This is a genomic window from Ensifer sp. ENS02, assembly GCF_014851885.1.
Taxonomy (GTDB): Bacteria; Pseudomonadota; Alphaproteobacteria; order Rhizobiales; family Rhizobiaceae; genus Ensifer; species Ensifer adhaerens.
In genome coordinates, this window is record NZ_JACVAO010000012.1 from 1 (window position 1) to 22,876 (window position 22,876).

Below are 22,876 nucleotides of genomic sequence, written 5' to 3' on the forward strand. Positions count from 1 at the left end.
GTCCTGCACCACCAGATGGCTATAGGATTTGTGGTAATCAACGCCGATATGGTAATCATAGGACGCAGTCATGCTTCCAACTCCCGTGTTGAGATCTCCAAAACCCCAACAGGATAAGCCGAAAGGCTGGAAGCGTGGCTGTCCCTCAATCATCACCTGCATCTCAGTGATCCGTTCTCTCAGCGGACGCGGTCTCTTTCATGCCACCTCCTTTCGGTTCTTGTCGCCCGGAGATCTGGCTCTTGCTGATAACCGGCGTGAACCCTGCCTGAGGGTCTCACTCTGAGCCCTGAGGTCAACGCCTCCTTTCGAGCTAGTTGCACTGCTGACGGCCTCGGAAATTAAAGATGAGTACAATACTCATATTTGTTGTGCGCACCGCACGGGCGCGCTAATGAACGCCGGCGCTGCCTCGTCTGCACCGCGCCCTGTCTCTCATCTTCGCTCTGCCGACGGCTCCGGATCGGCCCTGAAACCTATCATGCCAGAGAAATCAGCTTCGCATTTGATGCTCGACGACGCGATCGTCGCCTACTACGACGAGCTTTGCGCGATGACGCGGCGGCGTGGTCACCAGGCGGCAATCGCGAACGAGGTCGTTCACGAGCTTTATGTTCGGTTGGTCGATCGGCGCACGCCGCTTGAGGGCAAGTCGTCGCTCAGGGCGTTTCTGCGCCGCGCCTGTGCCAATCTCGGTATCGACCGGCTGCGGCGCGACCGCTTCGAGCTCAAGCTTTTCTCCGGTAGCGAAGAGGACGCCCTGGCTGTCGCCAGCGATATCGCTGCGCCTGATGCCAACATCGATCTTCCCCGGCGGCTGGCGATCCTGAAGAGGGCGATCATGGACATGTCGCTGCAGCGGCGGCGCGTCTTTCTCGCAAGCCGCATCGGCAACCTCACCTCGGACGAAATCGCCATGCGCACGGGGATCAGCCGCAACATGGTCGACCGGCATCTGCGCAAGGCCTATCTGCATTGCCTCGACCGGTTGGAGGAGGTGTTGTGACGGCGCGCGACAGGAGGATGCGCGAGCACGCGGTGGATTGGCTCGTCCGCCTGACGGGTGATCCCGACGATGAAGCGTTGCAGCTCGCCTTCGAACGCTGGCGCGCGGAGGATCCTGCCCATGCCGAGATTTTTGCGCGCGCTCAAAGGGCGATCGGTGACGCATCGCTCTTGATCCGGCGCGAACCGGAATTCGCCCAAAGGGCGGTGAAGCGGACAGGGACGCGGCGAAAAACCGCAACAGCGCTGGCGGCCATCGTCAGCGTCGGCGCCGGCATTTTTGTTGCGCTCGACGGCGCCCTGTGGATGCAGGCGGACGTTATCGCCGGCAAGGGTGAAAGGCCGATCCTTACCCTTGAGGATGGCTCGACACTGCAGCTCAACGCCCAGTCGGCCGTCGCCTATCAGTTCACTTCCGCCGAGCGGCGGATCGTGCTGCTGCGTGGCGAGGCCTTCGTCCAGGTCGCGGCTGACAGCCAACGGCCCTTTGTCGTTAAGGCCGGAGGCGGCACGACAACGGCACTCGGGACGGCATTCGACGTCAACCTCACCGACGACGGCACCAGCGTCACCGTTCTCGAACACGCCGTATCGGTCGCGACGGACGCGGCAATGCCGCCGCGCCGCGTCGCGGTCAACGAGCAGGTCAGCTACGACCATGACGGCCGGCTCGGCTTTGTCACGCCGGTCGATCCGTTCGTGGCGGCGGCATGGCGGCAGGGGCGCCTGGTTTTCGAGGAACGCACGATCGCGTCCGTCGTCGAGGAAATCGGGCGCTACGTTCCCGGCAAGATCCTGATCGCCGATGCCAGCGTCGGCGCCAGGCGGGTGTCCGGCAGCTTCGATCTCTCCGATCCCGTCGGCGCATTGCAAGGTCTTGCCGAAGCCTTCGACGTCAAGGTCACCCGGATCGGACCCTACGTCACGATCCTGCGCTAAAAAAAATCGAGGACGAGGTGTCCCTGAACCGGCACCTCGTTCGTCCAGAAACCAGACCCCGGCCTTTTCGGCCATCTCTCTGTCTGGAACCATCATGTCATATTGGAATACGACCGGCCGCCGCCGCCAATCCGGAATTCTCAGCCTGCTGATGGCAGGCACCGTGTTTGCCCTCACCACCACCGTCGCCCTTGCGCAAGCTGCGGTGCGGAATCACGTCGACGTGCCCGCGGGCAAGCTGACGACGGCCGTCAACCGCCTGGCCTCACAGCTCAAGCTGCAGGTGGTGTTCGACAGCTCGGTCGCCTCAGGGGTCACCACGCCAGGCCTTTCCGGCGACATGACGGCCGAAGAGGCGCTGGCGCGGTTGCTGAGCGGAACGGGCGTCCGCTATCGTTTCGTCGGCAGCTCGACGGTGAAGCTGATGGGTGCGGTGGAAGCCGCGACGCCGGCAGACGGCGAAGGCACGAAGCTCGCGCCCATTGTCGCCCGCGGCGACGCCAAGGACGGTGACCGCGCGCCGAACATCGCGGTCCTTGATGCCGAGGACATCGAAAAGGCCCAGGCATCGAGCCTTCCGGAATTGCTGCAGAAGACGCCCGGCGTGTCGATGGGCGGTGGCGTGCGCATCGAAGGACAGACGCTCGCCATCCGCGGCTTTGCCCGGCAGTCTGACGTGCGGATCATCCTCGACGGCGCGCCGAAGAATTTCGAGAAGTACGACCAGGGCACAGTCTTCATCGAGCCGGAACTGCTCAAGCGCGTCGAGATCGAAAAGGGCGCGACATCGGTGCGCTATGGCAATGGCGGCTTCGGCGGCACGGTGCTGATGGAGACCAAGGACGCGGCTGACATGCTCAGGCCCGGCGAAGAATGGGGCGTCTGGGCCAAGTCCGGTTTCCAGAGTGCCAACAAGCAGTTTCTCGAAACCGGCGCGCTCTACGGAAAGTCGGATTTCGGCGGCCCCATCACCTATGATGGCCTTCTGGCCGGCACATGGCGCAAAAGCGACGACATGCGCGTCGGCGGCGGCGAGGTCTACAACTATTCCAACTCGAAGCTGACCACCCTGCTTGCCAATGTCGGTGCCGCATATGACGGCCACGAGATCAGGGGGACGGTCGCCTACGGCCAAAACGACAATTGGGGACCCGTGGCCGCCATCCGCGGCCAGTCGGCGCCGTCGGACTACAACATCACCCGCTACGGCTACAAGGAAGCGATGCGCCGGCTTCTCACCTGGCGTGAAATCGAGGATTTCACCTCGACGCTTACCTATAGCTATACGGGCGACAGCGACCTGGTGAACTACCGCATGATGGGGAGCTTCTCGTCGACCAGCCAGCATGCGAAGCGGCCCGACATTCCGGGGCTCAACCCCAGCGCATCCGTCGGCGGCTACGAAAACGATGCCACCTACACCGACATCAAGTTCGAAGCGGAGAATACCTCCAACTTCACGCTCGGCGGACTGTCGCACAGCCTGAACTATGGCATTCAGTACCTGGATCATGACCGGGACATCTGGATGTATGACATCACCAACCGCACCCAGGCGCAGTACAACTACGGCTACTACGCCCCCTGGTTCATGCCCGAGGGCTCGCAGAAGACCTTTGCCGCTTTCGTTCGCGATCGGATCGAACTGACGGACACGTTTGCCGTGACGCCGGGCCTGCGCTACGACCATGTGCGCTCGAAGGGCGTGCCGAACGAGGCGCCGCGGTTCAACAATCCGCTGGCCGGGCACGACTATTCCGCCGTGTCGCACCAGGGTGTGACGCCGGCGATCAGCCTGTCATGGGAAGCCACGCCGTCGGTGCGGTTCTTTGCCGACTGGGCCTATGCGATGCGGGTGCCCAACATTGACGAAATCTATTCGACCCAGAGCGTGCTTACCAAGGCTTCCGGCACCAGCCGTGATCTGGAGGTCGAGCGTAACAGCACCTTCAACATTGGTGTCGACTTGAGCTTCAACGACGTGCTGACGACCGACGACATGCTGTCGACGCGTATTTCGGTCTACAACAACCACGTCTCCAATCCGGTAACGCGCCGGTTCGGCACGGCCAACCTCGCCGACGTTACCGGCAACGTGCCATTTTACTGGAACACGCCGTCCTACGATATCCGCGGCATCGAGTGGCAGGCGCACTACGAGACCGAGCGTATGTTCGCCGATCTCGGCGTGTCCTGGATGACCGGCGAGCGGACCGGCGCCGTCAACAACGTCTGGGGACCGGACACCTATATCAACGATCTGGCGCCCCTGACCGTGATCGCGACGGCCGGGATCAAGGTACCGGATCAGGACCTCGCCTTCGGCTGGACAGGCACCTTCGTCGACGACCAGAACCGCACGCCCTACAATCAGGGCGGACAGACCTACGCGCGCCCGCCGAGTGCCGGCTATGCGGTGCACGGCCTCTTCCTCGACTGGACGCCGACATCAGGCTTCATGGAGGGTGGCGAGGTGCATCTCGCCGTCGACAATATCTTCGACAAATACTACGAGCCCTATCTCAGCGACGGGATCTCGGCGATGCCCGGCCGCAACTTCAAGATCGCGATCAGCCGCAAGTTCTGAGCGGAACATGGACCCGGCCGGCCGGCATGCGGGCCGGCCGAATGTCCTCCTACGCGCCTCCGCGCAGCAGTGGCGCTTGATTGCGGTGCTCCACCCGCCTCTGTCTGTAAAGTTGCGTATAATAGGTTGCGAGCTTGCCAATCCTTGCTTGACAGCCGTCGATTGCCCGTATCTTAATCATGCTCTCAGATTGAGCATGATCAATCCATTCACATGACCTCGATGGTCGACGGGCAGTTTCGCCCCATGATGCCCCCATCTTCGATGGGCCCGGCGTCGTGGGGTTTTTGGCTTTTGGCGGGTACATGAGCGGCGCGGTAAAGATCGGCATCCTCTATTCGACGACCGGGCCCTACGGGACGATGGGCCGCGACTGTCGCGATGGCGCGGAACTGGCGATCGAGGAGATTGCGGCAAGCCATCCGGGCCGGATCGAGCCGGTTTTCATCGATCCGGAAGCCAATATCGACCGTTATCTAGAAGGCGCCAAATCGCTGCTGCGCGACCACGGATGCCGCCACATCATCGGCACCATCACCTCGCTCGCTCGCAAGGAGGTCATTCCGCTTGTCGAAAAGCACGACGGCCTGCTCTGGTACATGTGCCCCTATGAGGGCTTCGAGGCCAACGACAACGTGATCTATACGGGCGGCTGCCCGAACCAGCATTTGCTGCCCTTGCTCGACTATCTGCTGCCGCGTTTCGGCAACCGGCCCTATCTGATCGGCGCAAACTATGTCTGGGGCTGGGAAATGAACCGCCTGGCGCGCGAGCTGGTGGAGGAAGCCGGCGGCGCAATCCTCGGCGAGCGTTACCTGCCGCTCGAGGAAACCGCGGTCGAGCGGATCGTCGCCGAAATCGAGCAGCGCCGGCCGAGCTTCATCCTCAATAATCTCGTCGGTCCTTCCAGCTACGCCTTCCACGCGGCGATCCGGGCGCTCGCCGTGCGCGATCCGGGGTTCCGGCCGGAAAACTGCCCGGTCGTCAGCTGCGACCTTCAGGAGTGCGAGTTGACGGATATCGGCCTCGGGGTCGCGACTGGCCAGCTCTGTGCCGCCTCCTATTTCGACACGGTGGTTTCGCCCGACAATGCGGCCTTCAAGCTGCGCGTTGCCAGTCGCTTCGGCCCCGGGCGGCGCATCTCCAGCCTGTTTGCCAGCGCCTATGCCTCCGTCAAGCTTTGCGCCGAGGCGATCATCGAGGCGGGCGTCGACGATCCCGCGACGATCACGCAGCTTGTTTCGGCAGCGGCGCATCAGAGTGTGCTCGGCCCGCTCAGGATCGATCCGCAGACCCACCATGCGGCGTTGCCGTTCCATCTCGGCCGCATCAGCGACGACGGAGGCTTCGACATCGTCACATCGCTGCCGTCAATTGCCGCCGACCCCTATCTGACCGGCCAGCGCAAGCGCAAGGCGCCCCAATTGCGGATCGTCTCATGAGGGAAACACCGAACTTCACCGGCTGGCGTGCGGCGATCCTGCACCGCGAAGACCAGACGACGGAGCGGCTCGTGCGACAGCTCAAGCTCTTCGGCTTCGACGTCACCGTACAATGGCGGCCGCTCGATGCGCGCGACCTGCCCCATATCATCCTCGTCGACGCTGACCAGGGCTGGAGCGGGCTCTTGCCCTGGAAGGACGAACAGGCGCCACGGCCGCTGATCGCCTTGCTCGGCTCGGAAGCACCGGGCCGGGTCGCCTGGGCGATGGGGCAGGGGGTTGCGGCCATCATCGCCAAGCCGGTCGCCTCGTCGGCGGTCTACCCGGCCCTGGTGTTGGCGGTTGGGATCCACGAGGAGCGCCGCGCCGTCGCCGACAAGATCGCCCATCTCGAAGAACGGGTGCGCATGCGCCCGCTCGTTCATGCCGCCGTGCAGAAGATCGGTCAGGCCTGCCATGTCAACGAAGAACAAGCCTATGGAATCCTGCGCAATTGCGCGATGAAAAAGCGCCTGTCGATGGAGCAGATCGCCGGTTCCATCCTCGGCGGTGCCGAGCCCCTGCCGGAGGCCGGTTGATGCAGGTTTTGAAATCCATGTTCAGGCAGCCGGCGGCGCTGTTCGGTCTCGTCGTCGTGGCACTGGTCGTCATGCTCGCTGTGGCCGCTCCGCTGGTTGCCCCCTATAGCCCGGACGAACAGATGTTCGACGGGCTGACGCTCGAAGGCGCGCCGTTGCCGCCGAGTGCTCAGTTCCTGCTCGGTACCGATACGCTCGGCCGCGACCTCTTTTCGCGCCTGCTCTATGGCGCCCGAACTTCGCTTGTCATCGGCCTCGTCGCCAATGGCGTTGCCGTCTCGATCGGGCTCATGATCGGCATTCTCTCGGGCTACATGCGGGGCCTTATCGGCAACGCACTGATGCGCTTCACCGATCTGATGATGGCCTTTCCGGCGCTGCTGCTGGCGATCGTGCTTGCCGCACTGCTGCGCCCAAGCCTCTGGATCGTCGCCATGGTGATCGCGCTCGTCAACTGGGTCCAGGTCGCCCGCATCGTCTATACCGAGACCCGTGGCTTGGTTGAACGCGACTTCATCCTCGCCGAGCGCTCGCTCGGTGCCGGCCACGGGCGCATCCTGTTTCACCACATCCTGCCGCATCTGGTGCCGACGGCGATCGTCTGGGGCACGCTCGGCATCGCAACCACGGTGCTGCTCGAAGCGACGCTCTCATTCCTCGGCATCGGCGTCCAGCCGCCGACACCCTCCTGGGGTAACATCATCTTCGAGAGCCAGAGCTATTTCCAGGCCGCGCCCTGGCTGGTGTTCATCCCCGGCGCCGTCATCCTTTTGACCGCGCTCTCCTTCAATCTGGTCGGCGATGCGCTCCGCGATATCCTCGACCCGACGCAACGCGGGAGGGGCTGAGATGGCATTCCTTCTGCTGCGCCGTCTCGTGCAGACCGCGCTCATCCTGCTCGGCGTTGCCGCCATCACCTTCCTGTTGCTCTATGCGCTTCCCGCCGACCCGGCGCGCATGATCGCCGGGCGCAGCGCAACGGCGCAGACGGTCGCCAACATTCGTCGGGAACTCGGGCTCGACCAGCCGCTGCTCGTTCAGTTCTGGAGCTATCTCCAGGGGCTGGTGCAGGGCGATCTCGGTCGCTCCTACGCGCAGAAGACCGATGTCGGTACCTTGATCGCGGCGCGCCTGCCGGCAACGCTGATCCTGATGGCGGCCGGCATTTTCGTCGAAGTCCTGCTCGGCGTGTTTCTCGGTGTCGTCGCGGCCATCCGGCGCGGCGGTTTCGTCGATCGGCTCGTGATGATGGCATCCTTCGTCGGCGTCTCGGCACCGCAATTCGTTGCGGCCCTTTTGCTGCTCTATGTCTTCGCGGTCACGCTCGCCTGGTTCCCGATGAGCGGCTTCGGCAGCTTCGCCCATGTGGTCCTGCCGGCGCTGACGCTCGGCATCCTCGGTGCCGGCTGGTATGCGCGCATGGTGCGCTCGGCGATGATCGACGTCTTGAACCAGGATTATGTGCGCACCGCACGTGCCAAGGGCCTGTCCTCGTTCCGCATCATCTTCCGCCATGCGCTGCCGAACGCGCTTCTACCCGTCATCGCCATGATCGGCATCGATATCGGCCAATTCATGAGCGGGGTCGTTGTCGTCGAGGCCGTCTATGGCTGGCCAGGCATCGGCCAGCTCGCCTGGCAGGCGATCCAGCAGGTCGACATTCCGATCATCATGGGGGTGACGCTCGTCTCGGCGCTCGCGATCGTGCTTGGCAACCTCCTTGCCGACCTCGTCGCGCCGCTCATCGATCCGCGCATCCGCGCCCGCTAATCCGAAACCAACCAAAAAGGGGAACAACAATGTTCAAAAGCTGGCTTCGAACTTCAACCGTCGCTGCGGCACTGCTCGCAGCACCGCTCTCGGCCCTTGCACAGGATGCGCCGAAACAGGGCGCAGATATCGTCATCACCTACAAGGACGATATCGCCACGCTCGATCCCGCCATCGGCTACGACTGGGTCAACTGGTCGATGATCAAGAGCCTATTCTCGCGCCTGATGGACTACAAGCCGGGTACCACCGAGCTGGTGCCGTCGCTCGCCGAAACCTTCGACGTCGCGCCGGATGGCCTGACCTATACGTTCAAGCTGCGCAAGGGCGTGAAATTCACCAACGGCCGCGAGATCGTCGCCTCGGACGTGAAGTATTCGATCGAACGGGCGGTCGACCCGAAGACGCAGGGGCCGGGCGCCGGTTTCTTCGGCGCGATCAAGGGCTTCGACGATCTCTCGGGCGGCAAGGCGGCGACGCTTGAAGGCATTGAGGCGCCGGATGATGCGACTGTCGTCTTCCACCTGTCGCGCCCGGACGCAACCTTCCTGCACGTGCTCGCCGTCAACTTCGCCTCGGTCGTGCCAAAGGAAGCGGTCGAGGCTGCCGCCGGCGACTTCGGCAAGAAGCCGGTCGGCTCCGGCACCTTCGTCCTTAGGGACTGGACCGTCGGTCAGAGCCTGACCTTCGAGCGCAACCCCGACTATTTCGTCAAGGACATGCCGCATATCGACAAGTTCACGGTCGAGGTCGGCCAGGAGCCGCTGGTGGCGCTGCTGCGACTGCAGAAGGGGGAGGTCGATATTGCCGGGGACGGTATTCCGCCGGCAAAATTCCTCGAAATCAAGAATTCGCCTGAAGGCGCCGAGATTATCGTGGATGGACAGCAGCTCCATACCGGCTATGTCACGCTCAACACCAAGGTGAAGCCCTTCGACGACGTAAAGGTTCGTCAGGCCGTCAATATGGCGATCAACAAGGAGCGTATCACCCGCATCCTCAATGGTCGCGCGACGCCCGCCAACCAGCCGCTGCCGCCGTTGATGCCGGGTTACGACAAGGCGTTCACCGGTTATGACTATGACGTCGAGAAGGCGAAGGCCCTGCTCGCCGAGGCCGGACATGGCGATGGCTTCGAGACGGTGCTCTATTCGACCAACACCGACCCGCAGCCGCGCATCGCCCAGGCGATCCAGCAGGATCTGGCCGCCATCGGCATCAAGGCGGAGGTGCGGGCGCTGGCCCAGGCCAACGTCATTGCCGCCGGCGGCACCGAAGGCGAAGCGCCGATGATCTGGTCGGGTGGTATGGCCTGGATCGCCGACTTCCCGGACCCGTCGAACTTCTACGGCCCGATCCTCGGCTGCTCCGGTGCGGTCCAGGGCGGCTGGAACTGGTCGTGGTACTGCAACGAGGCACTCGACAAGCGCGCCGTTGCCGCCGATTCCATGTCCGATCCGGCAAAGGCGGCCGAGCGTCAGGCGGAATGGGGCAAGATCTTCACCGACATTATGGCCGATGCGCCGTGGGTGCCCGTCACCAACGAGCGCCGCGTCGTCGCCAAGTCGCCGCGAATGGGTGGCGAGGGCGAGATCTACGTCGATCCGACCCGGGTCATCAACTACGACGCGATCTTCGTGAAGCAATAAGCGTCGGGCTCTCCGGAGGTCGTCTTCGGGGAGCCTCTTCATGAGTTTGGGAGAGATTTCATGTGCGTTGCCTGCACACACACCATCCATCGCGCCAAGCATCATTTCGGCTGGAACCGCGACTTCGAGCCGACGCTGATCGCCAAGCCCGGTGAGACCATCCATTTCGAATGCCTGGATTCTTCCGGCGGGCAGCTCGGCGCTGGCTCGACGCTCGACACATTGGCCTCGCTCGATTTCGAGAAGATCAATCCGGTGACGGGGCCTGTTTATGTCGAAGGTGCTGCGCCCGGCGACGCGCTGAAGGTGACGATCCGCCGCTTCGTGCCCTCGGGCGTTGGCTGGACGGCCAACATTCCGGGCTTCGGCCTGCTCGCCGATCAGTTCACCGATCCGGCGCTGCACATGTGGTCCTATGATGCGAATACCATGGCGCCGGCGCTCTATGGACCGGGCGGCCGCGTGCCGTTGAAGCCCTTCGCCGGCACGATCGGCGTCGCGCCGGCCGAACCGGGCCTGCATTCGGTGGTGCCGCCGCGCCGGGTCGGCGGCAATCTCGACATTCGCGATCTCACATCGGGCGTCACCCTCTATCTGCCGGTCGAGGTGGAGGGCGCGCTGTTTTCCATCGGCGACACCCACGCAGCCCAGGGCGACGGCGAGGTCTGTGGCACCGCGATCGAGAGCCAGATGGAGGTCGAAGCCACGATCGAGCTCGTCAAGGGTGCCCGTCTCGCCAGCCCGCGGTTCACTACGCCGGGTCCGGTGACCCGTCATCTGGATGCTGCCGGTTACGAGGTGACGACCGGCATCGGCCCGGATCTGATGACCGGCGCGCGCGAAAGCCTGATGCGCATGATCGACCTGCTTGGCGCCGAACACGGCTTGAGTCCGGTCGATGCCTATCTGCTCTGCTCGGTCTGCGGCGACCTCCGCATCAGCGAGATCGTCGACGCTCCGAACTGGGTCGTTTCCTTCTACTTCCCGAGGATCGTCTTTTCGTGACAACGGCAGCACCCGTGCTCGGCATCGATGGCCTCTGCGTCGATGCGTTGACGCCGCAAGGGCCGCGAAGGGTCCTTGATGCCGTCAGCTTCAACCTCATGAGCGGCGAAACGCTGTGCATTGCCGGCGAGAGCGGCTCGGGCAAATCCGTGACTTCGCTTGCTGTCATGGGGCTCCTGCCGAAAGCCTCGCTGCGGATCGCCTCCGGCAGCATCAAGCTCGAAGGGCGCGAACTCTCGAAGCTCTCCAACAGTGCGATGCGCAGCGTGCGCGGCGGCGATGTCGCGATGGTCTTTCAGGAGCCAATGACATCGCTCAATCCCGTGATGTCGATCGGCGAGCAACTGACCGAGGCCATTCGCGAACATCAGGGTTCCGAGGGGGGAACGGCGAGTGCCGTCGCCCTGCGCATGCTGGATGCGGTGCACATCACCGAGCCGGCGCGGCGCATGACGCAATATCCGCACGAGCTTTCCGGCGGCATGCGGCAGCGCGTGATGATCGCGATGGCACTCTCGTGCCGACCCAAGGTGCTGATCGCCGACGAGCCGACGACGGCACTCGACGTTACCGTGCAGGCGCAGATCCTGACGCTGATGAAGGAACTGAAGCGGGAATTCGGCGCTTCGATCGTGCTGATCACCCATGACATGGGCGTGGTCGCGCAGATGGCGGATCGCGTGGTCATCATGCAGCAGGGCCGCATCGTCGAGCAGGGCGACGTGCTGCCGATCTTCCGCTCGCCGCGCGAGCGCTACACGCAGGAGCTATTGGCGGCCGTACCGAGGCTGGGCGCGCATGCCGGCACCGACGGCCCGCCGCGCATCGCCGCAACGGCTGCGGCACCGGTCCCGCGGACGGCGAGCCCGGTCCTGTCCGTGCGTGACCTCGCTGTCCACTACGGAAAAAAGCCCAGCGGACTGTTGGGCGGAAAGAAGCTGGCCGCCGCCGTCAGCGACGTTTCCTTCGACATCTTCCCCGGTGAGACGCTGGGGCTCGTCGGCGAAAGCGGATCGGGCAAGTCGACCACCGGCAAGGCGGTACTCGGCCTCATTCCATTCGATGGCGATGTGGCGATCGACGGCCAGCAGATCGGCGCGCTGTCGCAACGCCAGATGCGGCCCGTGCGCCGCTCCGCGCAGATGATCTTTCAGGATCCCTATGCCTCGCTCGACCCGCGCATGGCGGTCGGGGCGGCGATCGCCGAGCCGCTGCTCATCCATGGCATCGGCAATCGCAGCGAACGCACGGATCGCGTCGCCGATCTGTTGCGCCGTGTCGGGCTTGGGCCCGATGCCGCCAGCCGCTATCCGCACGAGTTCTCCGGGGGACAGCGGCAGCGCATCTGCATTGCCCGCGCGCTGGCGGTCAATCCGAAGCTTATTGTCGCGGATGAAAGCGTGGCCGCGCTCGATGTGTCAGTGCGGGCACGCGTGCTTGATCTGATGCTCGAACTGCAGGAGACGATGGGTCTTGCCTATCTCTTCGTCTCGCACGACATGGCTGTGATCGAGCGGATGTCGCACCAGGTCGCCGTCATGCGCGGCGGCCGCATCGTCGAGATGGGAACGCGCCGCGCCGTGTTCGAGGATCCGCAGGACGCCTACACCCGGGCGCTGATGGCCGCGGTGCCGCTGCCGGACCCGCCGATGCGGAAAAGCGCTTAGAGCGAGACGACAAAACGCGTGCGGTCTCCGCCCGCATCCCCTCTGTTTGAAACAATCCCGATCGCTCACGGCGCGAGGCCTTGCGACAATACGATGCGAGCCGAGAGGCCGCCGGTCGGTCGGTTGCGCAGTTCGAGTTCGGCGCCGGTTCGGTCAAGCGCACGCTCGACGATGCTGAGGCCGAGCCCGCTGCCGGCCGCCGCCTTGAACCGGCCGCGGAAGAAGCGCTCGGTCACGCGCGGCATTTCCTCCTCGGGGATGCCAGGCCCCTCGTCGTCGATCGCGATTGCGAGATGCTGGCCTCGTATCTCGGCGTGGCAAGAGACCATTGCGCCCGGTGGCGAATGGTTGATGGCGTTTTCGAGCAGGTTGCGCGCCGCGAGCCGGAAGAGGTCCGGATCCATATTGATCCTGAGACCGGACATCGCCCCGTCGACGACAACATCGACGCGACGCGCCTGGCCGGCGAGTTCGGTGCGAAGACTTGTCAGCATCTCGCCGACATCAAAACCGGCCGCCGGCCTGCCGCTCTCGGTGGCTTCGACCGAGGCGATATCGAGCAGTTGCCGCACCAGCTTGCCGGTCCGGTCGACACCGGCGACGATCTGGCCGAGCGCCTTCTCGCGGATTTCGCCGTCGTCGCTGGCGAGCGCCACCTGCGCCTGCGTCTTGAGGCCCGCCAGCGGCGTACGCAACTCGTGGGCGGCAAACGCGATGAAATTCTGCTCGCGCTCGCGGGCGCCGGCGACACGGGCAAAAAGGCCGTTCAGCGACTTCAAGACCGGGCTGATCTCGCGCGTCGTGCCGGTGTCCTCGATCGCGTGCAGGTCGGAGGCTTCACGCGCGGCAAGGTCGCCGGCAAGCTTGCGCAGCGGCGCGAGGCCCCGCCCGACGCAGAGCCAGATCAGCACGGCCAGAAGCGGAATGATCAGCAGCGCCGGCAGCAACAGCCCCTTGACCAGGTCGTTGACCAGCCGGTCGCGGATGCGCAGGTTGTCACCGACGAGAACGCGCACGCCGAGGCTCGCATTCTCCACCGCAAAGACACGCCAGGTCTCGCCGTTGATGACGGTTTCGGAAAAGCCCATGGCGTGGGGCGCAAGCGTTGTGTCGGGCGCGCTGTCCGACTTGCCGATCAGAGTTCCGTCCAGCGACCAGATCTGGCAGGAGAGCTGCCGGTCGTAATGCGGGTGCTCCAGCAGCGGGATCCTGATCGCGCTCTGTGCCGGGCGGTTGGCATGGGTGTCGCCTTCTTCCTTCATCATGTCTGGGCTGACGATCAGCGAATTCACCATGCGCGCCGCCTCCATCAGCCGCGCGTCGAGCACGCGCTCGACTTCGGCGCGGGTGCTGAGGAAGATCCAGACGGTGGCCGATAGCCACAGGAGCCCCGTCGTGATCAGGAGGATGGCGAAAAGCCGGGCGCGCAGCGATTGCATCAGCCGGCTCCGCCCAGCCGGTAGCCGATGCCCCGGATGGTTTCGATCAGTCCCGGGCCGAGCTTGTTGCGCAGATGGTGGATGTGCACCTCCACGGCGTTGCTCTCGATTTCCTCCTGCCAGCCGTAGAGTTTGTCTTCCAGCTTGGTCTTGGAGAAGATCACCCCCGGGTGCGACATCAGCGTATGCAGGATGGAATATTCGCGCCGCGAGAGTTGCACCGGCTTGCCCGCCTGTTCCACCGATTGCCTGGCCGGATCGAGCCTGAGCGTCGACCATTCCAGCGCGGCGCTCGCCCGGCCGCTGGAGCGTCGCGCCAGCGCCCGAAGCCTGGCGGCGACCTCGTCGAGGTCGAAGGGTTTGCCGAGATAGTCGTCGGCGCCAGTGTCGAGGCCGGCGACGCGATCGCGCACGGTGTCGCGTGCGGTCAACAGCAGCACCGGAATGTCGCTCTGCCTGGCGCGCAGGTCCCGCAGAATGTCGAGACCGGAGCCGTCGGGCAGCATCAGGTCGAGCACGACCGCGTCGAAGCCGTTGGCGGCAAGCGCCGTCGCGGCCGCATCGCAGGTGCCGACGGCATCGGTGGTGAAGCCCGCCAGCGCCAGGCCGACCTTCAGGCCGTCTCTAAGGATATCGTCGTCTTCGACGATCAGGACTCGCATCGCTACTCCTAACATTTCTGAGAGCGCGATCCTTTAATCGCTCCCTTAAGGCAGCCTTAAGGTAGGACTTCCCTCTGAGGCGGCATTGCAACAATCGAATCGTTGAATGCCCGATATGACCGAAGCACACGAGCCTTCTTCCTCCACGGCCGATCACAAGACCGGCATCACGCTGACCCGCCGCAGCCTTGTCATCGGCGCGGCCTCGCTGATCGTCACCGGCTGCGCGACCGCCCGCCCGACACCGGCGGTGGTGCCGGCAGCCGTCACGCCCGTCCGGCCCTCAGCCGGCCGGACGGTGCCGCCGATGTACTATGCGATGCCCGACGAGCAGTTTCCGATCCCTGAGGTGAAGATCGCCGAGGTCGATCCGAAGTTCTGGCGGCAGGAGGTGGATTATCCGACCAGTGAGCGGCCCGGCACGCTGATCGTCGATACGCCCGCGAAATACCTCTATCACGTGCTGCCTGGCGGGCGGGCGATGCGCTACGGCATCGGCGTCGGGCGCGAGGGCTTTGCCTGGTCGGGCCGGGCGATCGTCGCCTACAAGCGCAAATGGCCGCGCTGGACGCCGCCCGACGAGATGGTCGCGCGTCAGCCGAAACTCCAGCCCTACAGCATCGCCAATGGCGGCATGCCCCCGGGCATCAAGAACCCGCTCGGCGCCCGCGCGCTCTATATCCATAAGGACGGCAAGGACACGCTCTACCGCATCCATGGCAGTCCCGAGGCATTTTCGATCGGCAAGGCGGTCTCTTCCGGCTGCATTCGCCTGCTCAATCAGGATGTCGTCTACCTCCATGATCAGGTCCGCGACGGTAGCACCATCGTCGTCATTCCGGATCCGACCAAGGGCGACATGGCGATCGGTTAGGTGAGGGCAGGCAGCGAGCGCGGGAATTCTGCAACACTTCGAAAACGAGTACCGCCTCGCGCAAGCGATCCACGCCAAAGAAAGATTTTCACCACATTTCGGTCACGGTTCGGCCCAACAGCCTTGGGCCTCCCCTCGGACCTCCCAACCGAAATCTCCAACCCTGGAATTGAATACAGTGTCGATGAATTTGTCCCGCCGGTCGCTGCTCGCGGTGATCGCCAGCTCTGTTTTGAGCGCCTGCACGCAGATCCCGAAACCCGAACCGAAACCGAAGCTGATCGAGCCGATCGGCGGTGATGGCGGCTCGCCGGAAAAGGCGGCGGATGCGGCGGGCGTGCCGACGAAGACCTTCGACTATGCCAGGATCTACGCGCCGGTGAAGGACGAAGGCTACGACGTCCCGGGCATCCAGCACACCGAGATCAAGCCGCAGTTCCTGCGCCAGGAAGTGGCCTATGCCACCAACGAGCCGCCCCATTCGATCGTCGTCGATACCCAGACGATGTTCCTCTACTACGTCCTGCCCGGCGGCCGCGCCATCCGTTACGGCGTCGGTCTTGGTGCGGCCGGCCGCGCCTGGAAGGGGCGTGCCGTCGTGCATTGGAAGCGCAAGTGGCCGCGCTGGACGGTGCCCGACGACATGGTCGCACGCCAGCCGCACCTCAAGAAATACGGCATCGATGCCGGCGGCATGGATCCGGGCCTCGACAATCCGCTCGGCGCCCGCGCCATGTATATCTTCCAGGACGGCCAGGATACGCTTTACCGCATCCACGGCTCGCCGCAGTGGCGCTCGATCGGCAAGAACGCGTCGGCGGGCTGCGTGCGGATGCTGCAGCAGGACGCGATCGATCTCTATGATCGCGTCAGAGGCAAGACGCCGCTGCTCGTCCTGTGATGGGCGACAATCTGGCGTAATTTCTGCGCCCTTGCCGGACGGATTGCCTCAAAGTGGCTGCGGAAGCGGCAGCCCGTCCGGCCCCATCAGCATATAGTCGGGCGACCGCTGCACCGGCTGGGAGTCCGGCAATGGTTGCCCATCCGGCAGGGGCTGCGCGTCCTGCATCGGCTGCGATTGCACCATGCCGCCGCCCGAGAGATCGGTGACGACGATCGGCGTGCCGTTCGGCACGCGGTTGTAGAGATCGACGACGTCCTGGTTGATCATGCGCACGCAGCCCGACGACACCGACTTGCCGATCGTCCACCATTCCGGCGAGCCGTGAATGCGGTAGAGCGTGTCTTCGCCGTTCTGGAAGATGTACATGGCGCGGGCGCCGAGCGGGTTCTTTAGGCCGGGATCCATGCCGCCCGCCTCGATGCTGAATTGCTGCAGCTCGGGCTGGCGCGCCACCATCTCGTTCGGCGGCTTCCAGCGGGGCCATTCGCGCTTGTACTGGATGACGCCGCGCCCGGCCCAGGCGAAACCGGCACGCCCGAGGCCGACGCCGTAGCGCATCGCCTGGCCGCCTTCATAGACCCTATAGAGAAAGTGGCTGCCGACGTCGACGACCAGCGTTCCCGGCTTTTCGCCGGTCGGATCGGCGACCATCTGGCGGTAGAAGCGCGGATCGATCTTCTCGTAGGGAATGGCCGGCAGCGGGTAGGGCTCGTTCGGCTTCTCGCCGTACATGTCGGCCAGGAACGTGTTGGTCTCGGGAACCGGTTCCGGCGCATAGGAGCGCGTCACAGTAGGCCGCGGCGAGGCGCAGCCGGCGAGACCAACGGCCGCCAACCCGGCGGAAAGCTGCAGGAAGGCGCGGCGGCGGAACTCTCTTTCAGGCATGTAATCCTCGATCGTCCTCTATTCGCTACCGGCGATGCAACCGACCTTTTAAGTCAATTGTGCGTCGCCAGCCGACGGAACGATCACAGGCCGGCGTAGGGGTCCGCCAGCGCCGCTTCGGGTCGGCTGATAGGGTACTTAGTTCCCGAGATCTTCGCGGCCAGCTTTTCAGCACCGTTTTTCTCAAGAAGCGCCCGGAAGCTCGGATGCATGCCGCCATCGACATAGGCGTTCAGCGGCGCCGACGTCTGGTTGGTCATCATGCCGGCGAGCTTCGCGTCCTCCGATTGCAGTCGTGCCACCAGTCCGGCATCGGGCGTGGAGATCGCCGCCGGGCAGGCGGCAAGCGGGTCGGACGGTTCGCCATCGGCGAAATCGGTGTTGAAGACGTAGCGGCGGCCGCAGGCCGAAACCTTCGGCTGGCGCTTCGTCGCCTCGAAGATGTCGTAACCCTGCTTGATGTTCTTCCAGAAGTCGAAATTCGGGTCGCCGCGGTGCTTGGCCATGTTCTCCGCCGTCATGCGGAAGGGATAGGCCTGAACCTGGAACGTGCCCTGGCCGCCGGCGAGCGCGCGTTGCACCACGGAATAGATTTCGCCGACACCCTGGTCGGTCATGGCGTAGCAGCCGGACGACGAGCAGGCGCCGTGCACCATCAGCGCTTCACCGGTGTAGCCGAGCGCCGATTCCAGCCGGTTCGGGTAGCCGAGGTTAAACGACAGGAAATATTGCGATTTCGGGTTCAGCATGCCGGCGGAGACGTGGTAGAAGCCCTCCGGCGCCTGGCGGTCGCCCGACTTCATCTTCGGGCCGAGCTTTCCCGACCAGCGGCACATGGGATAGGTCTTCAGCAGCGCGTACTGGCCCTGCTTATTCTGTTTCCAGACTTCGAGTTCGCTTTCCTGCTTGAAGATGCGGATCAACACCGGGCTTTCCGGCTTGCTGCCGTTCTTGGCCATGGCGGCGATCAGCTTGGCCGGGATCGGCGGTGGCTCGCGCACGTCGTCGGCGTCGAGCGCCATGCAGCCGGACAGCGCCAGGGCCATCGCGCCGATCGCCAAGGCATGCCGCATCCGTCGCACCTGCGCGAATATCCTGCCGGCCTGAGGTGTCTCGGAAGAAGGGCTCTTGATCGTCTCGCGCCGCATGCGGGCTCCTGGAAATGCTTCCGCCACCAAGCGTCCTTCGTGTGGCGTGTGTGCCGGCCGGTTGCGTTCGACGCAGTTCGGTTCAGCCTCAAGTTCAGCGATTAAGCGGTGACAGCCCTGGCTGCAAGCCTTTGTCCCTGGTGCTCGCGATCAAAAATTTTTGAACGCGCGCTGCCATAGCTGACCGCCGATTGGGTCGATGTTGAGACAAGATGGTGAATTTTTTCTCAACGCGGGCGCCGGAAAAGTCCCGCTGCGTCAGTCCCGCGGCTCACTGCCGGGCGCATAGACGGTCTTCTGCTTGAAGGCAAAGACGTTGCCGCAGCGGCAGCGCACCATGTGCTTGGCGGGGTCGGGAGAGGTGCGTTCAGTCGAGAAGCCCTTGGGCATCACGTCGATGGTAAAGCCGCGATTGCTGCCCTTGCCTTTGTCGTTTTCCGACGCTTCGGCGAAGCCGGCGGCTCCGCATTTGGCGCATTCCAGCTTTCTCGAATACCGATCCCGCGATGCCATGTTCAATCACACTCGATAGCGCTGCCACATCCGGGCGGCGGCGCTTGGTTGCCCGAAACACCGAACTATAGGAGGCCGCCCGTCGTTTCAAGTTTGCCGGTGACGGGTTTTGGCGGCAACGCCTAACGATAGCCGGTTGCGTCGGCCGGCTTGTTCGCCTCCATCACCTCGCGCATGTAGCGCCAGCAATCGGGCCGCGAGCCGTCGAGATCGGAAAACCCGTAGACCTGCGCCAGCCCGCCGCTCGACAGCGACTGGCCGTTCCAGCGGGCCTTGTCCGGATCGGCCGCGAGCGCCGCGATGGCGCGGCCGACGAAACGTGGCGTTTCCGAAATGACGAAGTGCGGCTGGTTCTTTGTGGCGTCCTGCCAGTTGTCTTCACCGACCTCGAAATGTTCGAGCATCATCTCCGACCGCATCCAGCCGGGCGTGATCGAAACCGCGGTTGCGCCGTGCGGCGAAAGGTCCTTGGCGTGGGCCCAGGCCATGCGGTTCGCTGAAACCTTGGCAAGGTCGTAGAACGGCGACAGCCGGTAGTTCTCGGCATTGTACTCGGCGGTGCCGTCGGTCACCTCGACCAAGAGGCCGCCGGGCTTCTCGATCATCAGCGGCAGGGCATAGTGGGCGGTGATCAGGTGCGTATCGACGCCGAGATGCAGGAGCTTCAACCCGTTTTCGAGATTGTGCTCCCAGACCGGCTTGTTCCACTCGAACAGCAACTCGCCGCCCCAGACGTCATTGACGAGGATGTCGAGCCGTCCCTGTTCGCTGCGGATGCGCTCGACAAGCGCCTGTACCTGCGCCGGCTGCAGATGGTCGACCTGGGCGGGAATGCCCTTGCCGCCGAGGCTGGTGACGATCTCGGCGGTTTCCTCGATCGTTTCGGGACGCCCGTAATCGGATTGCTGTTGCCGCGTGGTGCGGCCGGTTACGTAAACGGTAGCGCCGGCGGCGCCAAGTTCGGTCGCGATGCCGCGCCCGCCGCCGCGCGTCGCGCCAGCAACGAGGGCGACTTGTCCTTCGAGTGTCATGATTCTTCTCCTTCGCGGCCGCTTGCCGACTGGCGTTTTCCTGCTCGTGTGATATATAAATGATTGTTCGGTTATAAATGAGAGTCAAGATGCCTCGCCCAAAAACCATGCCTGACGAAGAGCTGCTGGCCGCCGCCTTCGCATTGATGCGGGCCGATGGTCCAGATCGCCTGACCTTCGCGGCGCTGGCTGCACGTACGGGCCTTTCCGGCGCCACGCTGGTGCAGCGCTTCGAGAACAAGGCGAAGCTGATCCAGCGGGCGCTCAGCCAGGCCTGGGACGGGCTGGACGGGCAGACGGCGGAGCTGATGGCGAGCGTACCGCGGACGCCGGAGGGCGCCATCGCGCTGCTCGTCGGCCTCTCGGGCGATTATGGCGGTATCGACAGCTATGCCGACGACCTCAGGATTCTGCGGGAAGACCTGCGCGATCCGTTGCTCCGTGCCCGCGGCGCAAAGTGGCGCGACGTGCTCGCAGGCGTGCTCGACGAATGCCTCGCCGGCCTTCCCGCTGCGAGCCCGGGGCTCGGTCTGCTGATGGCGTCGCAATGGCAGGGATCCTTGCTCTGGTGGAGCTTCGACCCGCAGGTGCCGGTCACGGCCTTTGTCGAGCAGAGCCTGACGCGCTTCGTCGAAGCTTTTGCGAGACGGCCGGCAGGCTGACAACTGTGGCAGTGGCGTGCTCACCGGTCTGTCAAATCGCCGTGAGATGGCCGTGCGGTGGATGACGGCGGCGCAAGCTGGTCTTAGATGCTGATCCATGATCAGATTTGTCGCAGTCCTCGTTGCCCGCATCGCCACTTTGGCACTCGTCGTCTCGACGCTTGTCGCCTTGCCGGTCGCGGCTCAGACGCCATCGCCGATTTCGGCCTTGCTGGACGAACTGGCCTCACGGTCAGAGCTTGATCCCCTGAAGACCGTGATCGTCGCCCGCGACGGCAAGATCGTCGCTGAGCGTGGTTACGGCCGCAACCGCGTGACGGACTCGACAAACATCAAGTCGGCGTCGAAATCGATCATCTCGGCGCTGGTCGGCATCGCCATCGACAAGCGGCTGCTCGAAGGTCCGGAGCAGAAGATCGCGCCGATCCTGAAGGCGGACCTGCCGGCCTCGCCTGATCCGCGCATCAACGACATCACCATAGGTCATTTGCTTTCGATGCAGGCCGGGCTCGGCCGTCTCTCGGGGCCGAACTATGGGCGATGGGTCGCCAGCCGGAACTGGGTGCGCACGGCGCTTGCCCAGCCCTTCGACGACGATCCGGGTGGTGAGATGCTCTATTCCACCGCCTCGACCCATCTGCTTTCGGCGATCCTGACGAAGGTCAGCGGCAAGTCGACCCTGGCGCTCGCGCGCGCGTGGCTGGGGCCGCTCGAGGGCTTCCGCATCGGGGCCTGGGATCGCGATCCGCAAGGCATCTACCTTGGCGGCAACCAGATGGCGATGAGCCCGCGCTCCCTGCTTGCCTTCGGCGAACTCTATCGCAATGGCGGCCGCACGGCGTCAGGCCAGCAACTGGTGTCGGAAGGGTGGGTCGCGGCCTCCTGGCAGCATCGAACCAATTCGCGCTTCTCCGGCGACGAGTACGGTTATGGCTGGTTCGAGCGCCAGATCGCCGGTGAAGAAGTGCATTTCGCCTGGGGTTATGGCGGCCAGATGCTCTACATCGTGCCGAACCTGGATCTGACGGTGGTGATGACATCGGCCGAAAGTGGGCCGTCGGCCCGCAACGGCTACCGCGACGCGCTGCATCTGGTGCTCGGCGAGATCATCACGAACGTAAAGGCCGATCCGGAAACGGACGGGTGACGCGGCTTCGGCGGCGCTGGCTCGACGCCGCTCCGCGCCAAGCCAGCAACGGCTCCACGACGCCGAGCAGGCATTCGATCGCAGCTTCATTCTTCAGCGCCGCCTCAGACGCTTCGAATTCCGCGAGTTCGATGCCGGCGATCTGCTCTTTCGGGATCGCCGCGAAGATGGCGCGCAAGGTCTGCGGATAGAGGCCATCGCCGATCGCATAGGCGGCCGGCACATGCTTCGGCTCGAGCACGTCCCAATCGACATGGATCCAGACCGGCGCATCGCCGATCAACGAAAGGATGACCTCCGGCGTCGCTTCTGTCGGCGAAAGGATGCACACGCCTGCCTGCCGCAGCAAATCCATCTCCGCGGGGTCGATGTCGCGCGCGCCGACGATGACGACCTTTGCCGGGTTCAGCCCGCTGCCGTGGCCGCTCTCCCAGAGCCCGCAGGCGGCAGCCAGCACCATGCCGCCGAGATAGCCGCTTTCGGTGGTCTGCGGCGTGTTGAAATCGCCATGGGCATCGATCCAGAGCAAGACCGCGTCGGCGCGTTCCCGCGCGACGACCGGCAGTGTCGCAAGGCTGGCGGAGCAGGTATTGGCGATGAAAAGTGGTTTGTTGCCACGCGCAAGTGTTGCGGCAATCGCCGCCTGCAAAGCGGCCAGGGTCTCCCCGGCCTCAGGCAGGCTTGCCGACCAGTCGTCTTCCTTTGCCGGTGACGGGCTGCCGATAACGGTCGGCTGCGGCCCGGTGCGCTTGCTCAGCGCTTCGGCCGTCAGGGCCGCCCCGGGGATAGCGCCGGACGTTCTGTCGGCGATGCGTCCCTGGGAGACGACGAGTTCATAAGGCACGGGCATTCTCCTTGCATTTTCGGTGGGCGTTAACGCCGGTATTGGGCGCACCTGCAAAGCCCGCCTGTTTCAGCGTTTTCGAGGGGATCTGTGGGATTGGTTTGAAGGGAAGCCTCGAAGATTCG

General features: G+C 64.3%; 21 protein-coding genes and 1 pseudogene. 14 read left to right on the top strand and 8 right to left on the bottom strand.

Annotated features, from left to right (window positions below):
• Positions 1-162 (bottom strand): annotated as a pseudogene (locus IB262_RS36020) (IS110 family transposase); the annotation flags it as partial.
• A 319-nt stretch (positions 163-481) separates the two neighbouring features.
• Here IB262_RS36020 and IB262_RS24305 point away from each other — a divergent pair.
• The 10 genes from IB262_RS24305 to IB262_RS24350 all read left to right on the top strand — a co-directional run bounded on the left by IB262_RS24305 (position 482) and on the right by IB262_RS24350 (position 12,642).
• A complete protein-coding gene (locus IB262_RS24305) occupies positions 482-1,006 on the top strand; it encodes a sigma-70 family RNA polymerase sigma factor (RefSeq protein WP_060522067.1) in 525 nt (174 codons plus the stop codon).
• Positions 1,003-1,944 carry a FecR family protein gene (locus IB262_RS24310; RefSeq protein WP_134887890.1) on the top strand — a complete coding sequence of 314 codons (942 nt, stop codon included), beginning with the start codon at positions 1,003-1,005 and terminating at the stop codon, positions 1,942-1,944. The genes IB262_RS24305 and IB262_RS24310 overlap by 4 nt, the downstream gene beginning before the upstream one ends.
• Positions 1,945-2,038: 94 nt before the next feature.
• Entirely contained in the window at positions 2,039-4,531 is a 2,493-nt protein-coding gene (locus IB262_RS24315; protein ID WP_192339334.1) for a TonB-dependent receptor, read from the top strand.
• Between the two features lie 305 nt (positions 4,532-4,836).
• Positions 4,837-5,973 carry a transporter substrate-binding protein gene (locus IB262_RS24320; protein WP_060581079.1) on the top strand — a complete coding sequence of 379 codons (1,137 nt, stop codon included), beginning with the start codon at positions 4,837-4,839 and terminating at the stop codon, positions 5,971-5,973.
• On the top strand, positions 5,970-6,551 hold the full coding sequence (locus tag IB262_RS24325) for an ANTAR domain-containing protein (RefSeq protein ID WP_192493921.1): 582 nt from the start codon (positions 5,970-5,972) through the stop codon (positions 6,549-6,551). Before IB262_RS24320 ends, IB262_RS24325 begins: the two co-directional genes overlap by 4 nt.
• Positions 6,551-7,399, top strand: coding sequence for an ABC transporter permease (locus tag IB262_RS24330; protein ID WP_060581077.1), 849 nt, complete (start codon positions 6,551-6,553; stop codon positions 7,397-7,399). Before IB262_RS24325 ends, IB262_RS24330 begins: the two co-directional genes overlap by 1 nt.
• 1 nt (position 7,400) lies before the next feature.
• Positions 7,401-8,321: an ABC transporter permease gene (locus IB262_RS24335; RefSeq protein ID WP_034805440.1), complete on the top strand. Its 921-nt coding sequence runs from the start codon at positions 7,401-7,403 to the stop codon at positions 8,319-8,321.
• A 29-nt stretch (positions 8,322-8,350) separates the two neighbouring features.
• Positions 8,351-9,970: an ABC transporter substrate-binding protein gene (locus IB262_RS24340; RefSeq protein ID WP_192493922.1), complete on the top strand. Its 1,620-nt coding sequence runs from the start codon at positions 8,351-8,353 to the stop codon at positions 9,968-9,970.
• Positions 9,971-10,030: 60 nt separating this feature from the next.
• Entirely contained in the window at positions 10,031-10,975 is a 945-nt protein-coding gene (locus IB262_RS24345; RefSeq protein ID WP_060521920.1) for an acetamidase/formamidase family protein, read from the top strand.
• Positions 10,972-12,642, top strand: a complete 1,671-nt coding sequence (locus IB262_RS24350; RefSeq protein WP_112985524.1) for an ABC transporter ATP-binding protein — start codon at positions 10,972-10,974, stop codon at positions 12,640-12,642. The genes IB262_RS24345 and IB262_RS24350 overlap by 4 nt, the downstream gene beginning before the upstream one ends.
• A gap of 65 nt (positions 12,643-12,707) precedes the next feature.
• On the opposite strand, the gene IB262_RS24355 is transcribed toward IB262_RS24350, so the two are convergent.
• Positions 12,708-14,081 (bottom strand): ATP-binding protein, encoded by a 1,374-nt coding sequence (locus tag IB262_RS24355; protein WP_060530386.1) that lies wholly within the window; start codon positions 14,079-14,081, stop codon positions 12,708-12,710.
• On the bottom strand, positions 14,081-14,743 hold the full coding sequence (locus tag IB262_RS24360; RefSeq protein ID WP_034805456.1) for a response regulator transcription factor: 663 nt from the start codon (positions 14,741-14,743) through the stop codon (positions 14,081-14,083). The genes IB262_RS24355 and IB262_RS24360 overlap by 1 nt, the downstream gene beginning before the upstream one ends.
• A 115-nt stretch (positions 14,744-14,858) precedes the next feature.
• On the opposite strand from IB262_RS24360, the gene IB262_RS24365 reads away from it, so the two are divergent.
• Both IB262_RS24365 and IB262_RS24370 read left to right on the top strand, forming a co-directional pair.
• Complete coding sequence (locus IB262_RS24365; RefSeq protein WP_060522069.1) at positions 14,859-15,617, top strand: L,D-transpeptidase; 759 nt, start codon at positions 14,859-14,861, stop codon at positions 15,615-15,617.
• Between the two features lie 184 nt (positions 15,618-15,801).
• Positions 15,802-16,518: a L,D-transpeptidase gene (locus IB262_RS24370; RefSeq protein WP_060530387.1), complete on the top strand. Its 717-nt coding sequence runs from the start codon at positions 15,802-15,804 to the stop codon at positions 16,516-16,518.
• Between the two features lie 48 nt (positions 16,519-16,566).
• Here the strand turns inward: IB262_RS24370 and IB262_RS24375 are convergent, their stop codons facing one another.
• The 4 genes from IB262_RS24375 to IB262_RS24390 all read right to left on the bottom strand — a co-directional run bounded on the left by IB262_RS24375 (position 16,567) and on the right by IB262_RS24390 (position 20,098).
• Positions 16,567-17,406, bottom strand: coding sequence for a L,D-transpeptidase (locus IB262_RS24375; protein ID WP_082566580.1), 840 nt, complete (start codon positions 17,404-17,406; stop codon positions 16,567-16,569).
• Between the two features lie 83 nt (positions 17,407-17,489).
• A complete protein-coding gene (locus tag IB262_RS24380) occupies positions 17,490-18,479 on the bottom strand; it encodes a murein L,D-transpeptidase family protein (protein WP_060530479.1) in 990 nt (329 codons plus the stop codon).
• 333 nt (positions 18,480-18,812) lie between these two features.
• Positions 18,813-19,067 (bottom strand): hypothetical protein, encoded by a 255-nt coding sequence (locus IB262_RS24385; RefSeq protein ID WP_034805462.1) that lies wholly within the window; start codon positions 19,065-19,067, stop codon positions 18,813-18,815.
• A 122-nt stretch (positions 19,068-19,189) separates the two neighbouring features.
• On the bottom strand, positions 19,190-20,098 hold the full coding sequence (locus tag IB262_RS24390) for an SDR family oxidoreductase (RefSeq protein ID WP_113553130.1): 909 nt from the start codon (positions 20,096-20,098) through the stop codon (positions 19,190-19,192).
• An 89-nt stretch (positions 20,099-20,187) separates the two neighbouring features.
• On the opposite strand from IB262_RS24390, the gene IB262_RS24395 reads away from it, so the two are divergent.
• Positions 20,188-20,760 (top strand): TetR family transcriptional regulator, encoded by a 573-nt coding sequence (locus tag IB262_RS24395; RefSeq protein ID WP_110818821.1) that lies wholly within the window; start codon positions 20,188-20,190, stop codon positions 20,758-20,760.
• A gap of 97 nt (positions 20,761-20,857) precedes the next feature.
• Complete coding sequence (locus IB262_RS24400) at positions 20,858-21,907, top strand: serine hydrolase (RefSeq protein ID WP_060644593.1); 1,050 nt, start codon at positions 20,858-20,860, stop codon at positions 21,905-21,907.
• Here IB262_RS24400 and IB262_RS24405 read toward each other — a convergent pair.
• Positions 21,870-22,751: an arginase family protein gene (locus IB262_RS24405; protein ID WP_348646929.1), complete on the bottom strand. Its 882-nt coding sequence runs from the start codon at positions 22,749-22,751 to the stop codon at positions 21,870-21,872. The two genes, IB262_RS24400 and IB262_RS24405, sit on opposite strands and share 38 nt — an antisense overlap.
• Between the last annotated feature and the right edge of the window lie 125 nt (positions 22,752-22,876).

What these genes read in the sequence shown, in the direction of transcription:
- IB262_RS24375 (WP_082566580.1), bottom strand. Translation starts at nt 17,406, where the DNA reads ATGCCTGAAAGAGAGTTCCGCCGCCGCGCCTTCCTGCAGCTTTCCGCC.
- IB262_RS24385 (WP_034805462.1), bottom strand. Translation starts at nt 19,067, where the DNA reads ATGGCATCGCGGGATCGGTATTCGAGAAAGCTGGAATGCGCCAAATGC.
- IB262_RS24305 (WP_060522067.1), top strand. Translation starts at nt 482, where the DNA reads ATGCCAGAGAAATCAGCTTCGCATTTGATGCTCGACGACGCGATCGTC.
- IB262_RS24330 (WP_060581077.1), top strand. Translation starts at nt 6,551, where the DNA reads ATGCAGGTTTTGAAATCCATGTTCAGGCAGCCGGCGGCGCTGTTCGGT.
- IB262_RS24395 (WP_110818821.1), top strand. Translation starts at nt 20,188, where the DNA reads ATGCCTCGCCCAAAAACCATGCCTGACGAAGAGCTGCTGGCCGCCGCC.
- IB262_RS24315 (WP_192339334.1), top strand. Translation starts at nt 2,039, where the DNA reads ATGTCATATTGGAATACGACCGGCCGCCGCCGCCAATCCGGAATTCTC.
- IB262_RS24335 (WP_034805440.1), top strand. Translation starts at nt 7,401, where the DNA reads ATGGCATTCCTTCTGCTGCGCCGTCTCGTGCAGACCGCGCTCATCCTG.
- IB262_RS24340 (WP_192493922.1), top strand. Translation starts at nt 8,351, where the DNA reads ATGTTCAAAAGCTGGCTTCGAACTTCAACCGTCGCTGCGGCACTGCTC.
- IB262_RS24360 (WP_034805456.1), bottom strand. Translation starts at nt 14,743, where the DNA reads ATGCGAGTCCTGATCGTCGAAGACGACGATATCCTTAGAGACGGCCTG.
- IB262_RS24355 (WP_060530386.1), bottom strand. Translation starts at nt 14,081, where the DNA reads ATGCAATCGCTGCGCGCCCGGCTTTTCGCCATCCTCCTGATCACGACG.
- IB262_RS24380 (WP_060530479.1), bottom strand. Translation starts at nt 18,479, where the DNA reads ATGCGGCATGCCTTGGCGATCGGCGCGATGGCCCTGGCGCTGTCCGGC.
- IB262_RS24320 (WP_060581079.1), top strand. Translation starts at nt 4,837, where the DNA reads ATGAGCGGCGCGGTAAAGATCGGCATCCTCTATTCGACGACCGGGCCC.
- IB262_RS24365 (WP_060522069.1), top strand. Translation starts at nt 14,859, where the DNA reads ATGACCGAAGCACACGAGCCTTCTTCCTCCACGGCCGATCACAAGACC.
- IB262_RS24390 (WP_113553130.1), bottom strand. Translation starts at nt 20,098, where the DNA reads ATGACACTCGAAGGACAAGTCGCCCTCGTTGCTGGCGCGACGCGCGGC.
- IB262_RS24325 (WP_192493921.1), top strand. Translation starts at nt 5,970, where the DNA reads ATGAGGGAAACACCGAACTTCACCGGCTGGCGTGCGGCGATCCTGCAC.
- IB262_RS24400 (WP_060644593.1), top strand. Translation starts at nt 20,858, where the DNA reads ATGATCAGATTTGTCGCAGTCCTCGTTGCCCGCATCGCCACTTTGGCA.
- IB262_RS24345 (WP_060521920.1), top strand. Translation starts at nt 10,031, where the DNA reads ATGTGCGTTGCCTGCACACACACCATCCATCGCGCCAAGCATCATTTC.
- IB262_RS24370 (WP_060530387.1), top strand. Translation starts at nt 15,802, where the DNA reads ATGAATTTGTCCCGCCGGTCGCTGCTCGCGGTGATCGCCAGCTCTGTT.